This is a genomic window from Pseudomonas kielensis (assembly GCF_030505375.1).
Lineage (GTDB): Bacteria > Pseudomonadota > Gammaproteobacteria > Pseudomonadales > Pseudomonadaceae > Aquipseudomonas > Aquipseudomonas kielensis.
Genome location: NZ_CP130043.1, coordinates 4,800,432 through 4,819,768 on the forward strand (window position 1 = coordinate 4,800,432; position 19,337 = coordinate 4,819,768).

Annotated in this window: 13 protein-coding genes and 2 pseudogenes; 7 read left to right on the forward strand and 8 right to left on the reverse strand. The window is 62.4% G+C overall.

Annotated features, from left to right (window positions below; all coding sequences use genetic code 11):
* Positions 1–19: 19 nt before the first annotated feature.
* Positions 20–2,734 (reverse strand): magnesium-translocating P-type ATPase, encoded by a 2,715-nt coding sequence (gene mgtA / locus Q1W70_RS22400; protein WP_166592207.1) that lies wholly within the window; start codon positions 2,732–2,734, stop codon positions 20–22.
* A gap of 922 nt (positions 2,735–3,656) precedes the next feature.
* Positions 3,657–3,875 carry a DUF4287 domain-containing protein gene (locus tag Q1W70_RS22405; protein WP_166592206.1) on the reverse strand — a complete coding sequence of 73 codons (219 nt, stop codon included), beginning with the start codon at positions 3,873–3,875 and terminating at the stop codon, positions 3,657–3,659.
* Between the two features lie 131 nt (positions 3,876–4,006).
* Here Q1W70_RS22405 and Q1W70_RS22410 point away from each other — a divergent pair, with 131 nt between their 5' ends.
* From Q1W70_RS22410 to Q1W70_RS22420, 3 genes and pseudogenes are all read left to right on the forward strand, one after another.
* Positions 4,007–4,528 (forward strand): sigma-70 family RNA polymerase sigma factor, encoded by a 522-nt coding sequence (locus tag Q1W70_RS22410; RefSeq protein WP_166592205.1) that lies wholly within the window; start codon positions 4,007–4,009, stop codon positions 4,526–4,528.
* On the forward strand, positions 4,525–5,496 hold the full coding sequence (locus Q1W70_RS22415; RefSeq protein ID WP_166592204.1) for a FecR domain-containing protein: 972 nt from the start codon (positions 4,525–4,527) through the stop codon (positions 5,494–5,496). The genes Q1W70_RS22410 and Q1W70_RS22415 overlap by 4 nt, the downstream gene beginning before the upstream one ends.
* Positions 5,497–5,602: 106 nt before the next feature.
* Positions 5,603–8,081 (forward strand): annotated as a pseudogene (locus tag Q1W70_RS22420) (TonB-dependent siderophore receptor).
* Between the two features lie 105 nt (positions 8,082–8,186).
* Here the strand turns inward: Q1W70_RS22420 and Q1W70_RS22425 are convergent.
* Complete coding sequence (locus Q1W70_RS22425; protein WP_166592202.1) at positions 8,187–9,809, reverse strand: MFS transporter; 1,623 nt, start codon at positions 9,807–9,809, stop codon at positions 8,187–8,189.
* Positions 9,810–9,886: 77 nt separating this feature from the next.
* Positions 9,887–11,539 carry a GMC family oxidoreductase gene (locus Q1W70_RS22430; protein WP_166592201.1) on the reverse strand — a complete coding sequence of 551 codons (1,653 nt, stop codon included), beginning with the start codon at positions 11,537–11,539 and terminating at the stop codon, positions 9,887–9,889.
* A gap of 134 nt (positions 11,540–11,673) precedes the next feature.
* Between Q1W70_RS22430 and Q1W70_RS22435 the strand changes: the two genes are divergently transcribed.
* Positions 11,674–12,591: a LysR family transcriptional regulator gene (locus Q1W70_RS22435; RefSeq protein WP_166592200.1), complete on the forward strand. Its 918-nt coding sequence runs from the start codon at positions 11,674–11,676 to the stop codon at positions 12,589–12,591.
* A gap of 88 nt (positions 12,592–12,679) precedes the next feature.
* Here the strand turns inward: Q1W70_RS22435 and Q1W70_RS22440 are convergent.
* Positions 12,680–13,784, reverse strand: a pseudogene (locus Q1W70_RS22440) (DNA alkylation repair protein).
* 87 nt (positions 13,785–13,871) lie between these two features.
* Entirely contained in the window at positions 13,872–15,683 is a 1,812-nt protein-coding gene (locus tag Q1W70_RS22445) for a monovalent cation:proton antiporter-2 (CPA2) family protein (protein WP_166592198.1), read from the reverse strand.
* Between the two features lie 208 nt (positions 15,684–15,891).
* On the opposite strand from Q1W70_RS22445, the gene Q1W70_RS22450 reads away from it, so the two are divergent.
* Complete coding sequence (locus tag Q1W70_RS22450; RefSeq protein ID WP_166592197.1) at positions 15,892–16,965, forward strand: sensor domain-containing diguanylate cyclase; 1,074 nt, start codon at positions 15,892–15,894, stop codon at positions 16,963–16,965.
* Positions 16,966–16,983: 18 nt separating this feature from the next.
* Here Q1W70_RS22450 and Q1W70_RS22455 read toward each other — a convergent pair whose 3' ends face one another.
* A complete protein-coding gene (locus Q1W70_RS22455) occupies positions 16,984–17,283 on the reverse strand; it encodes a hypothetical protein (RefSeq protein ID WP_302097977.1) in 300 nt (99 codons plus the stop codon).
* A gap of 97 nt (positions 17,284–17,380) precedes the next feature.
* A complete protein-coding gene (locus Q1W70_RS22460) occupies positions 17,381–17,794 on the reverse strand; it encodes a dienelactone hydrolase family protein (protein WP_302097979.1) in 414 nt (137 codons plus the stop codon).
* Positions 17,795–18,016: 222 nt separating this feature from the next.
* Between Q1W70_RS22460 and Q1W70_RS22465 the strand changes: the two genes are divergently transcribed.
* Both Q1W70_RS22465 and Q1W70_RS22470 read left to right on the forward strand, forming a co-directional pair.
* A complete protein-coding gene (locus tag Q1W70_RS22465) occupies positions 18,017–18,769 on the forward strand; it encodes a hypothetical protein (protein WP_166592195.1) in 753 nt (250 codons plus the stop codon).
* 20 nt (positions 18,770–18,789) lie between these two features.
* Complete coding sequence (locus Q1W70_RS22470; RefSeq protein ID WP_166592194.1) at positions 18,790–19,311, forward strand: hypothetical protein; 522 nt, start codon at positions 18,790–18,792, stop codon at positions 19,309–19,311.
* Positions 19,312–19,337: the final 26 nt, after the last annotated feature.

The window sequence follows — 19,337 nt, forward strand, 5'->3', positions numbered from 1 at the left end:
GCCGGGAGGCCTCAACCCCTCAGAACCATTGCTTGAAGCGCCGGATGTAGAGGGTCTTCATCACTTGGGCGACCACGCAGTAGCTGAGCAGGGTGCCCACCAACCACGGGAAGTAGGACCACGGCAGTGGGGTCAGGCCCACCAGGTTGCCCAGTGGCGAGAACGGAATGTAGATGCCCAGCACCATGACCAACCCGGTCATCAGGATCACCGGCAGCGCCGCGGTGCTCTGGAAGAACGGGATCTTGCGGGTGCGCAGCATGTGCACCACCAGGGTCTGGGACAGCAGCCCTTCGATGAACCAGCCGGACTGGAACAGGCTCTGCATTTCCACGCTGTTGGCGGCGAACACGTACCACATCAGGGCGAAGGTGGTGATGTCGAAGATCGACGAGGTCGGCCCGATCCACAGCATGAATCGCCCAATGTTCTGCGCATCCCATTTGCGCGGTTTGCTCAGGTACTCCTTGTCCATCTTGTCCCACGGTAGGGCCAGTTGGGAGATGTCGTACATCAGGTTCTGCAGCAGCAGGTGGATCGCCAGCATCGGCAGGAAGGGAATGAACGCACTGGCCACCAGCACCGAGAACACGTTGCCGAAGTTGGAGCTGGCGGTCATGTTCAGGTACTTCATGATATTGCCGAAGGTCTCGCGGCCCTTGAGCACGCCTTCTTCGAGCACCATCAGGCTTTTTTCCAGGAGGATGATGTCCGCTGATTCCTTGGCAATGTCGGTCCCGCTGTCCACCGAGATGCCCACGTCGGCATCGCGCAGGGCCGGGGCGTCGTTGATCCCGTCGCCGAGGAAACCGACGGTGTGGCCGTTGGCTTGCAGCGCCTTGAGCACCCGGGATTTCTGCAGCGGTGTCAGCTTGGCAAACACCGTGCGCGTCTCGACCTGTTGTTGCAGGGTCGAATCGTCCATCGGCTCGATGTCCTGGCCGAGCAGCGGGGTGCCGGGTTCAAGGCCGACCTCACGGCAGATCTTGCAGGTCACCACGGGGTTGTCGCCGGTCAGCACCTTGACGGTCACGCCCATGTCCCGCAGCGCGGCAATCGCCGGGCCGGCAGTTTCCTTGGGCGGATCGAGGAAGGTCAGGAAGCCGCGAATCACCAGGTCGTGCTCGTCGCCCGTGGCGTACTGGGCTTTGCTCTGGGCCTTGGGGATGTGCCGGGTCGCCAGCACCAGCACCCGGAAGCCGTCTTCGTTGTATTGGTTGGCCAGGCGCAGCAAGGCTTCGCGTCGAGGCTCATCGAGGGGCACGAGCGCGCCGTCCTCGTGCAGGTGGCTGCTGATGGCGAGCATCTCCTCGACTGCCCCCTTGCACACCAGCAGGTGATCGGCGCGGTTGTCTTCGACGATGATCGACAGGCGCCGGCGGATGAAGTCGAAGGGCAATTCATCGATCTTGCGGTAGGCCAAGGGCGCCTTGAAACGCGGGTTCTGCCGGGCGAATTGCACCACCGCCTGGTCCATCAGGTTTTTCATGCCGCTTTGGTGGTGACTGTTGAGCCACGCCAACTCCAGCACCGCGTCGTCGCGCTGGCCGGCGCTGTCGAGGTGATGTTCGAGGATGATTTTGTCCTGGGTCAGGGTCCCGGTCTTGTCGGTGCACAGCACGTCCATCGAACCGAAGTTCTGGATCGCATTGAGGCGCTTGACCACCACTTTGCGCTTGGCCATCGCCACCGCGCCTTTGGCCAGGTTGGCACTGACGATCATTGGCAGCATTTCCGGGGTCAGGCCGACCGCCACGGCCAGGGCAAACATGAAGGCTTCGCTCCAGTCGCCCTTGGTGAAGCCGTTGATCAGCAACACCACCGGCACCATCACCAGCATGAAGCGAATCAGCAGCCAACTGACACTGTTGACGCCACGGTCGAAGGCGGTTTGCGTGCGCGAGCCGACGATGGCCTTGGCCAGCGAGCCAAAGTAGGTGCGTGGGCCCGTGGCGACCACCACGGCGCGCGCGGTGCCGCTGACCACGTTGGTGCCCATGAAGCAGATGTTGGACAGGTCCAGCAGGTTGTTCTGCTCGCTGGCCACGCTCGCCGCCGATTTCTGCGCGACATCGCCCAGGGTGTCGTATTTCTCCACCGGCAAGGCTTCACCGGTCAGCACCGCCTGGCTGATGAACAGGTCCCGGGATTCGAGCAGGCGGATGTCCGCGGGGATCATGTCGCCGGCCGACAGCTGTACGATGTCGCCTGCCACCAGTTCACGCATGGGCACTTCACGCAGGGTCGGCGTGCTGCCCGGCTGGTCGCGGCGCAGTACGCTGGCGGTGGTGCGCACCATGGTCTTGAGGGCTTCGGCGGATTTGCCCGAGCGGTACTCCTGCCAGAAGCGCATCAGGCCGCTGGCCAGGACCATCACCAGGACGATGATGACGCCGGTCAGGTCGGTGTCTTCTCCGTCGCGCAGCGGGATCCAGAAGTCGGTGATGAAGCTGATGACCGTGAGGGTCAGCAGCACATAGATGAAGGGATTGTTGAAGGCCTTCAGCACTTGCACCAGGGCGTGGGGCGGCTGATCGTGGGCCACCTCGTTGCTGCCGTCGCGCAGCAGGCGGCCTTCGGCGTCAAGTTCGGTCAGGCCAGCGCTGCTGGTCTTGAGGTTGGCGAGGGTCACGGCCAGGCCGTTCTGCGCTTCACGGGCGGCGCGCATTGACAGTTTGCCCGTGTCGCGCGGGCTGCCCTTGAGGGTTTTTTTGGCGGTCTTTACGGTGTTCATGCTGGGTGCTCCTGCCGCTGGCTGGCGGCACGGCACAGCAATCACTCAACTAACTAACGGCGAGTGAAAGTGCGTCGAGTCGCCCGGCAGCGATCGATTCTGGGAGTTGTTGTCGTGCTGTTTTAATGTTCGCCGTACACCGCTGGAATACAGGCATACAGCGAACCGTCTACTGGCGTCTTCCATGGGGGTTCTCGCTCTTTTAATGGTTTAACGGGCAATAGAAAGTTGCCGAGTTCCTGAGTAAGGAACACGTCGATCAAGAGTGCCTGGAGAACTTTCAGATCAACTGAAAGTGTGCGCCCCGAGAAACCGGCCGAGCATCAACGCGGCCGGTTGCATCCGATGCGCGAAGCCCCGCCCCGGAGGTTCCTGGCCGTCATCGAGGCTCCAGCGCTGCGCGAGCTGGCCGCTTGCCGGGCAGACGTGCCAATGCCCCAGCGGGTGTGGGCGCAGGCGTGCAGGTGGGGACTTGAACAGCGGGCGTGGGAGGGCCGCTGGCGGGCGGCGCAGCAGGGCGCGCGCCGCTTTGGCGAGGGGCCGAGCCCCTGGGATGCAGGTGCAGATGAAGTTCATAACATGCCTCGCAACCGGACGGACGCCGGCGAGGCAGGTTACGTTGGAGCCTCAGGCTCTAGCGCAGCATGCCCGACCGAGGTCGAGTCCCATCGATGACTGGGTAAGTGGCCCGACCTGGCGTATACGCATCGGTCGGGCAGCGTCTAGATACTGTGTCCATTGAGTTCTTTTGTAAGTTGAAATAAGGGCCGGGCTGACCGGCCCGGGGCAATCTACGCAGACGACTATTTGAAGTCAACCTTGAATTAACGGTTGTTTAGCAATTAGACAGGAAACAGTTGTTGTCACTGCAAGTTAATGATTAACGGTTGTTTATAGATGACAGTGCTATGACCGTCGACCCTCATGACTCTTTACCTTTGAGCAATGCATAGATGGCCATGGAGTGGCCGTGACCGAGGTCAAAGTCGGTTTTCAACCATTCGATGATCTGGCCGGCCTTGACTCCAGCTTTCAATTTGCCGTCTTCGGCGAACCCTTTGTCGTTGGCCAATTGCTTGAGGTCAGCCGGTGATTTGCCGGTCTTGGTCTGGATGTTGTCCAGATAGGCTTGGAAAGACATGGTGTGGCAGCTCCTGGATGCACGTAGAGGTGGCTTCAAGCATAGACCAGGCGAATGGAAACTGCCTATTGCCAAGCCCACCCGCGCCACATGACAATGCGAAACATTATCAATCACGAACCTGCGCCGTCATGTCTGCCAACGATCTTTCCCTGCGCAGTGCCGTTCACGACCTGTACCACGAGCATCACGGCTGGCTCCAGGGCTGGCTGCGCCAGCGCCTGGGCAGTGCGTGCGATGCGGCTGACCTGACGCAGGACACCTTCGTGCGGGTGCTCAAGGCACGTAATGCACTAGAGATTCGGGAGCCGCGGCCGTACCTGTCGCAGGTTGCCAAGGGCCTGCTGATCGATCTGTTTCGCCGGCGCTCGCTGGAGCACGCCTACCTTGAGGTCCTGGCCAGTGCCCCGGAATCTCAGCAACCGTCGCTCGAAGAGCAGGCGATCATGCTGCAGGCGCTGCTGGACATCGACCGCATGCTCGACGGCCTGGGCAAACAGGTCAAGCAGGTGTTCATCCTGTCGCAGTTCGAAGGCCTGACGTATCCCCGCATCGCCGAGCGCCTGGGCATTTGCACGCGCACCGTGAATAACCACATGGCCAAGGCCATGGAGCATTGCTGCCTGATGCAACTGCAGTTGCAGCTGTCATGAGTCACCTCAAGTCCAGCTTGTCCGGCCCTGAACTGCAGGCGCTGAGTGCGGCCGCGCAGTGGTATGCGCGGCTGCAGTCCGGTGAGGCAAGCGACCAGGACCGACAGGACTGGCAGGCCTGGCAGGCAGCCGATGAACTGCACCGCCAGGCCTGGCAGCGTATCGAGGCGGTACGCCAGCAGATGGACCGGGTGCCGGGCAGTTTGGTCGCGCCGACGTTGCACGGTGTCCAGCGCTCGCGCCGCCAGGTAGTGCGCAGCGTTGTGCTGCTGGCGTCGGCCGGCTCCCTGGGGTGGTTGGGTTGGCGCAGCGAGACCAGCCAGAACCTGTTGGCCGACTACCGCACGGCCGTGGGCGAGCGGCGTGAGGTGCGTCTGGCGGACGGCAGTTTATTGCTGCTCAACACCGACACCTCGGTCAACGTGCGCTTCGACGGCGCGCAGCGGGTGCTGGAACTGCTGTGGGGCGAAATGCTGGTCAGCAGCGCCCTGGACCCGTTGAAACGGCCGCTGCGGGTCAGTACCCGACACGCTCAGGTCCTGGCCCTGGGGACGCGCTTCATCGTGCGTTCCCAGGCTGCTGGCGGCGAGGTGGCGGTGCTGGAAAACGCCGTGCAGGTCAGCCTGGCGCAGGGTGGGCCAGCGGTTCATCTCGACGCTGGGCAACGCCTGGATTTCACCTCCCAGGCCCTCGGCGCGATTCGCCGGAACGATGCCACGGTCGGTGCCTGGCAGCAGGGCAGCATCATCGCCATCGACCGGCCGCTGGGGGAGTTGCTCGCCGACCTCTCGCGCTATCGTCCCGGGGTACTGCGCTGCGACCAGCAGATTGCGCGGATGAAGATCTCCGGCGCCTTTCCGGTGGATGACACTGACCGGGCACTGGCTGCGTTGCACAGTGGCTTTGGCCTGAAGATCCAGCACTACAGCCGCTATTGGGTCAATGTTTCCGGGCCTGCGGCGGTCTGAAGCGCGGCGCCTGAAAAATTAATTGATTCTCATGTGCATTTTTTATCGACGTCATTCGGCTCATCCCTCAGTGATTTCAATTGGATGGTTCTGGGGGAGGGTAAGCATGTCTTTTGTGTACAAGCCGGGTGCGGGTCGGTTGGCGGGCGCGGTGAGAATTGGCCTGTTTGCGCTGGCCGCCAGCGGCGCGGGTGTGGCGACTGTCCAGGCCGCGACGCCGGCGCAGCACGCGGTGCAATCCTACGATATCGCGGCCGGCAGCCTGACCGAGGTGCTGAGCCGATTCGCCAGTGCGGCGGGCGCGGCCATTTCGTTCGACGCCCGGCAGACCGCAGGCCAACAATCGCCGGGCTTGCAGGGGGCCTATAGCGTCGGCGAAGGGTTTGCGCGGATTCTCGCCAACAGTGCTTTGCAAGCCGAGCCCCAGGCCAACGGCAGCTACGTGCTGCGCCCCCGTCCATCCGCAGGCTCGGCCCTGGAGTTGGCGGCGACCAACGTCAATGCCCAGGCGCTCGGGGCGACGACCGAAGGCAGCGGTTCGTACACCACCGGTGCGGTGACCATCGCCAAGGGCGCTCATTCGCTCAGGGAAACCCCGCAATCGGTGACCGTGATCACCCGCAAGATGCTCGACGACCAGAATCTCACCACCATCGACCAGGTCATGGAAAAGACCCCGGGCATCACCGTCTATGACTCGACCATGGGCGGCAAGTACTTCTACTCCCGGGGCTTTCGCATGTCCGGGCAGTATGAGTACGACGGTGTGCCGCTGGACATGGGCAACTCCTATGTCCAGGCCGACAGTTTCAGCAGTGACATGGCCTACTACGATCGGGTCGAGGTGCTGCGCGGGGCGGCCGGCATGATGAAAGGCTCGGGCGGCACCGCCGGCGGGGTCAACTTTGTGCGCAAGCGTGGGCAGAGCACCCCCCAGACCCAGTTGAGCCTGTCCGGCGGAACCTGGGACAACTACCGAGGCCAGGTCGATACCGGTGGTCCGCTGAACGAGTCCGGGACTCTGCGTGGCCGCGCGGTGATCGCCGAGCAGAGCAAGCATTACTTCTATGACGATGCCAGTCGCAAGGACCAGGTCTACTACGGCGCGCTGGATTACGACCTGTCGCCCGACACCACCCTGGGCCTGGGCATTGCCTATGAAGACGTCGACGCCAACCCGTGCTGGGGCGGCATGCCGCGTTATCGCGATGGCAGCGACCTCAAGCTAAGCCGCTCGACCTGCCTGGACCCGTCCTGGAATACCTGGCGCAGCCAGCGCACCACCACCTTCAGTGACCTGGCGCATCAGTTGAATGACAACTGGGCGCTGAAAGTGGCCGGGGTCTACAGCAAAAACACCCAGGACATCAAATACGCGTTCCCGTCCGGCCCCGTTACCCCAAGCAACAGCAACGTGCGCATGCTGGGCAGCATGTACGACTACGATCAGGTCGACTATGGCCTGGATGCCTACCTGGACGGCAAATTCGAGGCGCTGGGCCGCGAGCACCAACTGATCGTCGGCCTCAATGGCAGTCGCTCCAACAAGAACGACTTCTACTCCGTGGCCTTTCTGCCGCAGACCCAGGACGTGTTCAATCCCGACAAGCATCTGCCCAAACCCGATGACAGCTATTTCATCGCCAACTCGACCCGCGGCGGCCCGGTGGACAGCGTCACCAAGCAGTACGGGGTCTACTCCACGGCACGCCTGAAACTGGCCGACCCCTTGACCTTTGTCCTCGGTGGGCGCGTCAGACTGGTACCACGCCGAAACCGATTCGCTGTTCATCAACTCGGGTACTTCAGAGACGGCCGAGACCAAGGAAACCGGGCAGGTCACACCGTTCGCCGGGCTGCTGCTGGACCTCAATGACAACCTCACGGCCTACACCAGCTATTCGGAAATCTTCACCCCCCAGGGCAACCTGCGCTCCGAAAGCGGTGCGGCGCTCAAGCCGCTGGTAGGGCAGAGCTATGAATTGGGGATCAAGGGCGAGTGGTACGGTGGCCGCCTCAACAGCTCGTTCAATCTGTTCCGCACGATCCAGAAAGACCAGGCCCAGACCGACTACAACTCGTCCTGCCCATCCTCGGACGGTTATTGCTACGTCAACGCCGGCAAAGTCCGGGCCCAGGGCTTTGAAGCGGAAGTCAGCGGTGAATTGATCGAGCGCCTGCAACTGCTTGCCGGCTACACCTACACCCAGACCAAGACCCTCGACGACATCGACACCAGCCTCAACGGCGAAGCGTTCAACAGCTACGTGCCACGGCACGTGCTGCGTATGTGGGGCGACTATGCCCTGGAGGGTGCATGGGAGCGCTTCACCCTGGGGGCCGGGGTCAACGCGCAAAGCGACAACTTCCGCGTGTCACCCTTGAGTGGGGAAAAGATCAGCCAGGGCGGGTACGCCGTGTGGAATGGCCGGGTCGGCTACCGCATCGATGACACCTGGTCGTTGGCGCTCAACGGCAACAACCTGTTCGACAAGCGCTACTACAGCACCATCGGCACCGAGACCTTCGGTAACTACTATGGCGAGCCGCGTAACTTCATGGTGTCGGTCAAAGCCGACTTCTGAAATTGATGCAAAACCTTGTGGGAGCGAGCAGGCTCGCTCCCACAAGGTTTGCGGTGCCTACAGGGCCCGATTTACACAGGACCTGTAGGAGTGGGCCCTTCGGGCTCAGTTCTTCTCCAGGTCGACGTCCTTGGTTTCCCGCAGGCACAACAGGCCCACCACCAGGCTCACGCCGGTGATCAGCACCGGGTACCACAGGCCGTAGAAGATATCGCCGGTGTACACCACCAGGGCAAACGATACCGTGGGCAGGAAGCCGCCGAACCAGCCGTTGCCGATGTGGTAGGGCAGGGACATCGAGGTGTAGCGGATGCGGGTCGGGAACAGTTCGACCATCAAGGCCGCCAGCGGCCCGTAGCACATCGCCGAGATGATGATCAGCGCCACGATCAGGGCCACGATCATCGGTTTGTTGACCTGCTGGGTATCGGCGGTCTGCGGATAACCGGCCAGGGTCACGGCACCGCGCAGGGCGGCTTCGTCGTAACCGTCGATTTTCACCTCGCCAATGCTCACTTGCACACCACTGCCGGCCGGTGCGGCCGCGCTGCTGTAGGGCAGGCCCTGCTTGACCAGGAAGGTCTTGACCTTGTCGCACGGGCTGTCGAAACGCGCTTTGCCGACCGGGTCGAACTGGAACGTGCAGGTGGCTGGATCGGCCAGCACGGTAATCGGTGCCTGTTGGCTGGCGCGGTCGATGGCCGGGTTGGCGTAGTGGGCCAGGGTCTTGAAGATCGGGAAGTACAGCACGGTCGCCAGCAGCAGGCCGAGCATCAGGATCGGTTTGCGCCCGACCCGGTCCGACAGCCAGCCGAAGAAAATGAAGAACGGCGCGCCGATCACCACGCTGACAATCAGCAGGGTGTTGGCCAGGGCCGGGTCCATCTTGAGGAACTGGGTGAGGAAGAACAGCACGTAGAACTGCGCCGCGTAGAACGTCACCGCTTGCCCGGCGTTGATGCTGAACAGCGCAATCAACACCACCTTGAGGTTTTCCCAGTTGCCGAAGGACTCGCGGATCGGCGCCTTGCAGGACTTGCCTTCTTCTTTCATTTTCAGGAAGGCCGGTGACTCATGCAGGCTCAGGCGGATCCAGGTGGAGATGCCCAGCAGCACGATCGACAGCAGGAACGGAATGCGCCAGCCCCAGACTTCGAACTGGTCGCCGGTGAAGTAGCGGCACCCCAGCACCACCAGCAGCGACAGGAGCAGGCCGAGGGTCGCGGTGGATTGAATCCAGCTGGTGTGGAATCCGCGTTTGCCCATGGGCGCGTGCTCGGCGACGTAGGTCGCGGCCCCGCCGTACTCACCGCCCAGGGCCAGGCCCTGGAGCATGCGCAGCACCACCAGGATGATCGGCGCGGCGATACCGATGCTGGCGTAGGTCGGCAGCAGGCCGACGCAGAAGGTTGCCACACCCATCAGGATGATGGTGGCGAGGAAGGTGTATTTGCGTCCGATCATGTCCCCCAACCGGCCGAACACCAACGCGCCGAACGGCCGCACGATGAAACCGGCGGCGAACGCCATCAGGGCGAAGATGAACGCGGTGGTGTCGTTGACCCCAGCGAAAAACTGCTTGCTGATGACCGCCGCGAGGGCGCCATAGAGAAAGAAGTCATACCATTCGAAAACGGTCCCCAGGGATGAGGCGAAGATGACTTTCTGGGTTTCCTTGCTGGTGCCGGTGCTCAACGTTCCTGCCACGGCAGTTGCCTGGTCTGACATACGGGTATCCCTCACAGTGTTTATTTATTGTTGTTCCACTGTCGGCACCGGCCTTGCGGGCTGGTGCGTCTGCTGTCCTAGAGGTGCGGTACGGTTGCTCGTTCTGTGGGTATGGCGTTGCTCCTTGTCGGTGAGGCGAGAATCAGCTGTGCCGCCTTCTCGGCGATCATCAGCGTGGGTGAACAGGTATTGCCCGAGGTGATGTGGGGCATGATTGAGGCGTCGGCGATGCGCAGGCCGGGAATGCCGTGAACCCGCAGTTGGGCATCGACGACCGCATCGCCATCCTGGCCCATGCGGCAGGTGCCCACCGGGTGGAAGATGGTCGTGCCGATCCGCGCGGCGGCCTCGTGCAACTGCTCCTCGGTGTGCAATTCGGCACCCGGCAGATACTCCACCGGCTTGAACGGTTGCAGGGCCTTGGCGCTGACGATCCGCCGGGTCAGGCGAATGGCCGCGGCGGCCACGCGCAGGTCTTCGGGGTGGCTCAAGTAGTTGGGCTGGATCAGCGGCGCCTGCTGTGGGTCGGCCGAGCTGATCTCGATCCGGCCACGGCTTTGCGGACGCAGGTCGCACACCGAGGCGGTGAACGCCGGGAACGCGTGCAGTGGCTCGCCGAAGCGCTCCAGGGACAGCGGCTGGACATGGTATTCAAGGTTGGCCGAGGTCTGTTCGGGCCCTGAGCGGGCAAAGGCGCCGAGTTGGCTGGGGGCCATCGACAGCGGACCGCTGCGGTCGTACAGGTAGCGCAGGCCCATGCCCATCTTGCCCCACAGGCTGCCGGCAATCTGGTTCAGGGTGCGGGCGTTTTCCAGCTTGTAGATCAAGCGCAGTTGCAGGTGATCCTGCAGGTTGCCACCGACGCCATTGAGCTCATGGACCAGGTTGATGCCCAGGCGCTTGAGCAGGGCGGCCGGGCCGATGCCGGAGCGCTGGAGAATGCTGGGCGAGCCGACGGCGCCGGCGCTGAGGATGATTTCCCGGCGCGCAGTGAAGGTGCTGGCCTGGCCTTGCCAGCGCGCGGTGACCTTGCAGGCCCGGCCGTTCTCCAGGAGCACGCGGTCGACATCGACCCCCGTCAGTACCGTCAGGTTTGGCCGATGGGCGACAGGTCTGAGAAATGCCTTGGCGGCGTTCCAGCGCACGCCGGCCTTCTGGTTGACCTGGAAATAGCCGCAGCCTTCGTTGTCGCCCTGGTTGAAGTCGTCGATGTTGGCGATGCCGGTTTGTTCGGCGGCGCTGCGAAAGGCGTCGAGAATCGGCCATGACAGGCGCTGGCGTTCAACCCGCCATTCGCCGCTGGCGCCGTGAAAGTCGTCGGCGCCGGCAAAATGGTTTTCGCTCTGGCGAAACAGCGGCAGTACCTCGTTCCAGCTCCAGCCGGGGTTGCCTTCGCTGGCCCAGCGATCATAGTCGCCAGCCTGGCCGCGCATGTAGATCATGCCGTTGATCGACGAACTGCCGCCCAGCACTTTGCCCCGTGGGTAGCTCAGGCTGCGGCCCTGCAGGCCGGCTTGGGCCTGGGTCTTGTAGCACCAGTCGGTGCGCGGATTGCCGATGCAGAACAGGTAGCCGACGGGGATATGGATCCAGGGATAGTTGTCGCGCCCGCCGGCTTCGAGCAACAGCACCCGATGTTGCGGGTTGGCGCTCAGCCGATTGGCCAACAGGCAGCCGGCGGGCCCGGCGCCGACCACGATGTAATCGTATGCATCAACGACTGGTGACATCCATGACCTCGCAGCGTGTTGTTCTTATTGCGCTTCATCCTAGTTGTTAGTTTTCGATAAAAGAATGTTAGTTTTTGCTCAGCCGCTGTGCGTTTATAAACAGCGACAAGCCCAACGTTAAACAAGGAAGACCGATGTTCGACTGGAATGACCTGCGGTTTTTTCTCGAACTGCAACGCAGCGGTCGCTTGCTGACCGCCGCCAAGCGCTTGAAAACCACCCATGCCACGGTGGCGCGGCATATCGAGGCAATCGAACAGAGCCTGGGCACCGCGTTGTTTGTCCAGCAGGCGCAGGGTTACCAGTTGACCCCGGCTGGCGAAGCGCTGCTTAAACATGCCGAGGCCATGGAAAATGTCGCCTTGCTGGCCCAGGAAGAAATCACCCAGTCCAGCGCGCCCTTGGGCAAAATCCGCGTGGGGGTCACGGAAGGGCTGGGCATCATGTTCCTCGCCAGTCGCATGAAGGGCCTGTTTGACCGCTACCCGGGGCTTGAGGTGGAACTGGTGGCCGTGCCGCGGTTCGTCAGCATCCTCAACCGCGAAGCCGAGATCAGCATTCACCTGGAGCGGCCGTCGGCGGACATGCTGGTCACCCGCAAACTCACCGACTACCGCCTGGCGCTGTATGCCAGCCAGGACTACCTCGATCGCGCGCCGCCCCTGCGCAGCCGCGAAGACCTGGGCCGCCACGCCTGGATCGGCTATGTCGACGACCTGTTGTTCAGCCAGGAACTGATGTTCCTCAACAGCTTCTGCCGCAGCCCCCAGGTGGTGTTCCACAGTACCAGCGTGATCGCCCAGCAACAGGCCGCGCGCGCGGGCCTGGGGATCGCCGTGTTGCCGTGCTACATGGCCAGCGGCGATCCGGGCCTGGTGCCGCTGCTGCCGGCCGAGAGCATCCAGCGCAGCTACTGGATCAGCACCCGGCGCGAGCTGCACAAGTCGGTGCGGCTGCGGGTGTTGTGGGATTTTGTGGTGCAGTTATGTGAGCGCGAGCAGGCCCTGTTGCTGGGGCGGGTGGATCAAGATCAAGAGCAGCAGGCGAGGTAACGTTCGGCCTGTTGAGTGGTAAGGGCGGGCGAGGCGGCCTACCGGCCGCCTGTTTTTTCGGATATCCGCACGCTAGGGAAGCATGGGTTTAGGAAGTGATTTCGAAGGCCGTGCTCGCCAGTCGCTCGCCATTGACCATGATGTGTACCGCGTGGGTGCCGGGGTAGTGCTTGCGGGTGGTCATGTCGCGCACGTGCTGGGCGCGGCTGAGTGTCTGTCGGTTCCGGGCGGGCAGGGTGAGGCCCTTGAGTTTGAACACCTTGGCCGACGTCGCCCCCGAGGCCTTGACGTATTCGATGGCGTAATCCACCACCAGGCGCTGCTCGGCATCGGCGGTGGACTGCAGTCTCGAACGACAGGCTGATGCGTTGCCCCAAGGCGATCACGGCGGGTTCGACGGTCAGTTGATGAATCTCGACCTCAGGCTTGCCACCGGCGCCGATCAACGTCAGTGCCCGCTGATTGCCCTGCTTGATCAGGCTACGCAGGGCGTGGCGGGCTATCCAGGCCGTGCGCGGATCCTCCAGCGACCAGCCCTCGAGGGTGTCCAGCACCCAGTCCGGGTGGTCCTTGGTGATGTCGTTGAGGTGGTTGGCCACTGACTTGCGCACGTACAGGCTGCTGTCGGCCTTGAGGTTGTCGATGATCTTGGCGGCCAGGCGCGGGTCGGCCTGGACCTGCTCCAGGCGGAACGACCAGGGCAAACGTGGCCGGCTGCCTTCGCTGGCGAGCCGGCGCACGTGTTCGTTGGGGTCCAGCGACCAGTCGTGCATCAGGGCCAGGGTGCGTTCGAAGTCGCTTTGCAGGAAGTGCCGCACCGCAAACTCCGAGGAGCCGAAGCGGGTGAAGTGCTGCAGCGCGTCCATCGACAGTTCGAAGGCGTGGCTGCCGTAGCGCGCAACGTAGTGCGCCAGGAACATGCTGACGAAGCCACTGTTCAGGCGTGGTGCCAACTGGCGCAGGACCTCCAGCGACTGCTCGTAGTCCAGGCCCAGCACGGCGTGCAGGCACTCGGCGGTGTGGGCCATGCGCTGCATCACCGACAGTGGTTCGAGTCCGTCGCAGGCCATGGCCAGGAACGCCTGGTGATCGAACGCCGGGTACACCGCACGCAGTTCACTGGCGATGTGGGCAAAGCGCTCGGCGTTGAAGATTTCCTTCAGGGCCGGGGAGGATTGCTCGGTGCTGCTCATTCAGAGCTCCTTGAAAAGGTTGGACCGCGTTATCGTGCTTCGCCGCCTTGCCCGCGAAGGTGCCAGTGTCGGCTGCAAGCCATGTCCCTAGACCACCTTGGGGGACTCTTCCTGCAATTGGTCGGCCTCGAACAACCGGGCCAGTTCCTCCCGTGCCTCCTGGGCGGTCTGCAAGACTTTGACGGCATCGTCGTAGATCGCGCGCTGGGCTTCGAGCACCTGTTCGTCATGCTGCTTGAAGGTTTCGATGCGCGCTGCGGCCTGAGCCTTGCTCAGTCCCAGGCCGATCAGGGTCATGCGGCTCATTTCCAGGCTGGAATGGAAGGTTTCCCGCACCGCCTCGGCGCCCAGGTCGACCAGGCGATGCACGTGCTGGCGGTTACGCGCGCGGGCGATGATCTTCATGTGGGGGTAGAGCCGGCGCACCAGTTCCGCAGTCTTGATGTTGGTGTCCGGGTCGTCGGTGGCAATCACGAAGAACTCCGCCTGCTCGACCTTGGCCGCGCTGAGGATCTCCGGGCGCATCGGGTCGCCATAGAACACCGGGACCCCGCCAAAACTGCGGGACAGTTCGATGGTTTCCACCGAGGTGTCGAGGGCCACAAAGCGGATTTTCTGCGCCCGCAGGATCCGCGCCACGATCTGCCCCATGCGGCCCATGCCAGCAATCACCACGCGCGGGGTGTCGGTGTCGATCTCACGCAGGTGCGGCGGCACGGCGACCGGTTCGACCTTGGGTTTGGCCAGGCGCGCGCACAGCAGAAGCAGCAGGGGAGTGACGGCCATGGACAGGGTAATAGTCAGCACTTGCAGGTCATACAGGCGGGCATCGAACAAGCCTTGGTCGCGACCGATCTTGAACACCACGAAGGCAAATTCACCGCCGGCGGCCAGGACAATGCCCAGGCGCACCGCACTCACGCGGTTGAGGCCCCCGGCCATGCGTCCGACCAGGTACAGCATCGGCAACTTCAGTGAAATCAGCAGCACCGTCAGGCCCAGCACCGCGACCGGGGCGCTGAACAACAGGCTGATGTTGGCGCCCATGCCCACGCTCATGAAAAACAGCCCCAGCAGTAGGCCCTTGAACGGTTCGATCTGCGCTTCCAGTTCGTGGCGGTATTCGGAGTCCGCCAGCAGCAGGCCGGCGAGGAACGCCCCGAGGGCCATCGATATCCCGACTTCGTCCATCAACCAGGCGGTGCCGATCACCACCAGCAACGCGGTGGCGGTGGACACTTCCGGCAGGCCGGACTTGGCGACGATACGAAAGACCGGGCGCAACAGGTACCGCCCACCCACGACCACCACGGCGATACTGCCCAGCACCTGCAACCCATGGTTGAGGTCTTCGGCGGGGGTGGTGGTGGCATTGCCCCCGGCCAGTAGCGGCACCATGGCAATCAGCGGGATTGCGGCAATGTCCTGGAACAGCAGGATGGCAAACGCCAGGCGCCCGTGGGGGCTGGTCAGTTCCTTGCGTTCGGCCAGGCTTTGCAGGCCGAAGGCGGTGGACGACAGGGCCAGGCCAAGGCCGAGCACGATGGCGCTGTTGAGCTTCTGGCCAAACAGATAGAACGCCAGCACGCCGATCACCGAGGCCGTCAACAGCACCTGGGCCAGGCCGACGCCGAACACCGCCTTGCGCATTACCCAGAGCCGGCGCGGGGACAGTTCCAGGCCGATGATGAACAGCAGCAGGACCACGCCCAGCTCGGAAATATGCATCACGCTTTGCGGGTTGCCGATCAGTCCCAGTACGGCGGGGCCGATGAGGACCCCGGCCAGCAGGTAGCCCAGCACGGCCCCCAGTTGCAGGCGTTTGGCCAAAGGCACGGTGAGCACCGCCGCAAACAGAAACACCACAGCGGCTTGCAACAGGTTGCCTTCATGGGGCATGAGTCACTCCTGGACAGAAAAAAAGGCTAAACACGGGTCTGACGCCGTCTGATTCGACGCGCAGTGTAACGGTGGGGAACGCTGACTGCATCGTTGGATCAGCCGGGGCCAGTCTGACAACAGAGTGTTACGCCGAGGAGCGCCTGGAGTAATATAGCGAATCGCCATTACTGCCCAGGACGTCAAGCGCTATGACGCCAGCCCTTTGATGAACTCGATCTGGTTCGGCCTGGGTGCCGTAGGGGTGATCCTGCTCCTGATCGCCGTGCTGGTGCTGCGCGAGCGGCAATTGCGCCAGCTCCGGGCGCAGTACCGGGCGCTGCTGGACAAGTGGCCGGCCATTCACTCCGCGAATCTCGGCGCCCCGGGCACCCAACCCGAGGATGTCGAGCGGTTCAAGCGCAGCCAGTATTTCGCGCGGATCGGCACATGGGACTGGGACGTCGACACCGAACAGCTGTATTGGTCCGACGCGATCTACGGCATGTTCGGCTTCAAGGTCGGCGAGGTGACGCCCAGCTATCAACTGTTCTGCTCCTGCGTGCACCCCGACGACCGCGCGCAAGTGCGTGCCGGCGAACTCCGTTGCCTGGCCACCGGCGAAAACCATGACGAAGAGTACCGAGTGGTCTGGCCGGACGGCAGCATCCATTGGCTGCGGGAAACCGGCAATGTGGTCAAGAGCGCCGATCGCTCGGTGGTCAAGATGATGGGGGTGGTGCGCGACATCAGCGAAGAGAAAGCCAGCGCCAGGCAGCTACAGACCCTGGCGCATGCGGATCCGCTGACCGGGCTGCCGAACCGGCTGGTCCTGGAAAAACGCCTGGCCAAGGCGCTGGAGTTGGCGCGCCTGAGTGCCACGCGGGTGATGCTGGTATTTGTCGACCTCAACGGCTTCAAGGCAATCAATGATGTTTATGGGCATGCCGCCGGCGACCGGGTGTTGAGGACCACCGCGACTCGCCTGAACACCATCCTGCGGGCGGGGGACACGGTGGCACGCATCGGCGGCGATGAGTTCGTGGTCATTATCGAGGGCTTACCCCAGGGCAAGAGCCTGCAGGACGAGGCCCACAGCATCTGCCAGAAGATCTTCATCGAGCTGTTGCCCCCGATCAGCATCGGCGTGGACCTGTGCCACGTCGGCAGCAGCCTCGGCGTCGCGGTGTTCCCCGACCATGCCCCGAGCATGGACACCCTGCTGCACATCGCTGACCTGGCCATGTATGAGGCCAAGCGCAGTGGCAATAATCAATACCGGCTGGGCAAGCAGATGGCTTAGTGCCCAGCCTGGGTGACGCTAGTTCAGGTGCACGCGCAGAAATTCGATGACCCGCTGCAAGGCAATGCGTGTCGGGTCGGTGTCCGAAGGCTCGGCGTTGGCGTATTCCTCGGTCAGCACGGCATGGGGGTGGGCCACGTGCGGTGTTGGCGAGGGATACTCGTGCAGTTCGGCCTGTTGGTCGAAACGTTCGGCGATCAGTTGGACCCGGGCTGCCGGGCATAACCGATCATCGATGAAGCGTTGAACCAGGATGTGCTTGTCTTTGTCCGCAGCGCAGTCAGCGGCGTCGAACAGGTCCTGGTCGGATACGTTCATTTCCCGCATCCAGTCCCCTTCACCCAGGCCGGTTGCGTGGTAGACAGCCGAAAATGGAATCGAAGGCTGGGAGACTACGCCAGTCACCACGGCGTCCTCAAGGATCAGCGGGATGACGAATGCTCCCGTCACGCACATGCCGATCGCCCCGACTCGCTCTGTGGTGGGCGTTTGCTGCTGAACCTCGCGCGACAGGGCGCGCAACCAGTCGCAGACGGGGGCCGTGGTGCCCGCCTTGAGGTGGCCGAACTCCTTGCTGATGCACAGCTTCGCCAGGTTGCCCACTGGCGCATCGTCCAGCAGCTTCTCCGAACAGCAGCGGCAGGTACACGCGAAAGCCGGCGGCGATCAGCCGGTCGGCAAAGTCCAGCACCGTATGGGTCAGGCCGGGCAACTCATGCATGACGATGACTTTTGGCCCGTGGCCTTTGTCGTAGACAGGATGGCTGTAATGGCCGTCGCTGAAGTCAAAACGGGTGAAACCCTTGGCTTGCATCACGATGTCGGTCATTGCATCTACCTCTGGAGCCGCAGCGCAGTGCATTCATGCTGGGACATAGCTGCTGGCTAAGGTTCAAGTTGCACGTTCGGGCAGTGAGTGGTGATCAGCATAGTCGCTGTTTTAACAGGCATACGGGGCAAGCAAACCTCCAGGCAGCAGCCATCCGCATCACTACTAGACTCCATAGACTGAAGGCCGGTTTGCCAATAATTCCCTGAAGAGATTGGCTTTATGTCGAATCAGACTAACGCGCAACAGCCAGTTCCGGAGCGCCAGGTGGGCACGACCGAACAGTTGTCGGCACACTTTGGTGGTCCGGCCCTGCTGCTGGGGGCTTATCTGTTTTTCTATTCGTGGTTGTTATTGTTCTATTACTTCAGGACGTTCGGTATTTCCCTGGTTTCCCTGGATATACCGGTGTACTTCTACCTGACCTTCGCCTGGACCGCGGTCGAGTATTTTGGTGTCGGGGTCCTGCTGGCATTGACCCTGGGGGCCATCTGCTACGTCTGGCTCAACGGCGCCTGGGCCATGGACCGTAAGCCCTGGGTGCATTTCCTGCATAGGTCGGCATTTGCTGTGTTTTTGATGGTGGGCCTGTGGAGCACGTCGTTCCTGGCGCAGCAGCAGGGTGAACTTCAGGCGCAACAAGTGCGTGACGGGGGCGTATTGGCACCCATCAGGCTGGTGTTCGGCAAAGACCAGGCGGGCATGTTTCCAGAGGTCCTGACGACAGCCAAAGTCACCCCCGATCAAGGCGTTAAAGAAGCCGTACTGCTGGTTGAAACCACGGCGGCTTATTACGTACTGGTGCAAAAGGTCTTGCGCGATCAACAGACATCGGTGACGCAGTATGACGCCATGGGGGTGGTTTACCGGGTGCCGAAGAAGTACGTCACTTATGCGCAAATGGATGTGATCAACACGCAACGCGTCGAACGACTTTTTCCCAAACTACCGAGCTGGAAAACACTCTTCAACTAACCACTGTTGCAGGAGGTCCTATGTTGCGCAACTGGGTTGGCATGGTTGTGGCGCTACAGGCATCGAACCTGTTTGCCGAACAGATACTGCAACTCAATAGCGGGGATCGCTACTTGGGGCGGCAAACCGCGGACAATTCAGGGGTCTTTGTCGATTGCCAGAAGAAGGAGCATAAGTTGGCCGATGGGGTGATCCTGCCCACGGCACAGACCTGTGCACCCTCCAGCACGCCCAATCCGTCACAAGCCTCGTTGATTACCCTCTCTCCTCTGGAGGTGGTGGCGGTGGATGCCTTGGGCAAGACCATCGACGTTGAGCGAAATGCGAAGGTGCAGACCCTGGATTTGCAGAAGTTTCCGCACATCGACTTCTCGGTGTTTGGCATTGGCAAGAAGATCGGCATCGTCACCGACAAAAAAAGCCAGTACGCCGAATGGATCAGCCCCGATGCCATTTTTGATTCAAGCTTTGCCGCTGAAGCCAAGGCCGCACAGGCTCCGCCAAAAAACGAGGGTCAGCCGCTGTTCGACAAAGGCTCTTGAGGTTGCCAAGCACGCGGTTTTCTGGG

What these genes read in the sequence shown, in the direction of transcription:
- Q1W70_RS22445 (WP_166592198.1), bottom strand. Translation starts at nt 15,683, where the DNA reads ATGCCCCATGAAGGCAACCTGTTGCAAGCCGCTGTGGTGTTTCTGTTT.
- Q1W70_RS22455 (WP_302097977.1), bottom strand. Translation starts at nt 17,283, where the DNA reads ATGAACGTATCCGACCAGGACCTGTTCGACGCCGCTGACTGCGCTGCG.
- Q1W70_RS22410 (WP_166592205.1), top strand. Translation starts at nt 4,007, where the DNA reads ATGTCTGCCAACGATCTTTCCCTGCGCAGTGCCGTTCACGACCTGTAC.
- Q1W70_RS22465 (WP_166592195.1), top strand. Translation starts at nt 18,017, where the DNA reads ATGTCGAATCAGACTAACGCGCAACAGCCAGTTCCGGAGCGCCAGGTG.
- Q1W70_RS22435 (WP_166592200.1), top strand. Translation starts at nt 11,674, where the DNA reads ATGTTCGACTGGAATGACCTGCGGTTTTTTCTCGAACTGCAACGCAGC.
- Q1W70_RS22450 (WP_166592197.1), top strand. Translation starts at nt 15,892, where the DNA reads ATGAACTCGATCTGGTTCGGCCTGGGTGCCGTAGGGGTGATCCTGCTC.
- Q1W70_RS22430 (WP_166592201.1), bottom strand. Translation starts at nt 11,539, where the DNA reads ATGTCACCAGTCGTTGATGCATACGATTACATCGTGGTCGGCGCCGGG.
- Q1W70_RS22470 (WP_166592194.1), top strand. Translation starts at nt 18,790, where the DNA reads ATGTTGCGCAACTGGGTTGGCATGGTTGTGGCGCTACAGGCATCGAAC.
- mgtA (WP_166592207.1), bottom strand. Translation starts at nt 2,734, where the DNA reads ATGAACACCGTAAAGACCGCCAAAAAAACCCTCAAGGGCAGCCCGCGC.
- Q1W70_RS22415 (WP_166592204.1), top strand. Translation starts at nt 4,525, where the DNA reads ATGAGTCACCTCAAGTCCAGCTTGTCCGGCCCTGAACTGCAGGCGCTG.
- Q1W70_RS22405 (WP_166592206.1), bottom strand. Translation starts at nt 3,875, where the DNA reads ATGTCTTTCCAAGCCTATCTGGACAACATCCAGACCAAGACCGGCAAA.
- Q1W70_RS22460 (WP_302097979.1), bottom strand. Translation starts at nt 17,794, where the DNA reads ATGACCGACATCGTGATGCAAGCCAAGGGTTTCACCCGTTTTGACTTC.
- Q1W70_RS22425 (WP_166592202.1), bottom strand. Translation starts at nt 9,809, where the DNA reads ATGTCAGACCAGGCAACTGCCGTGGCAGGAACGTTGAGCACCGGCACC.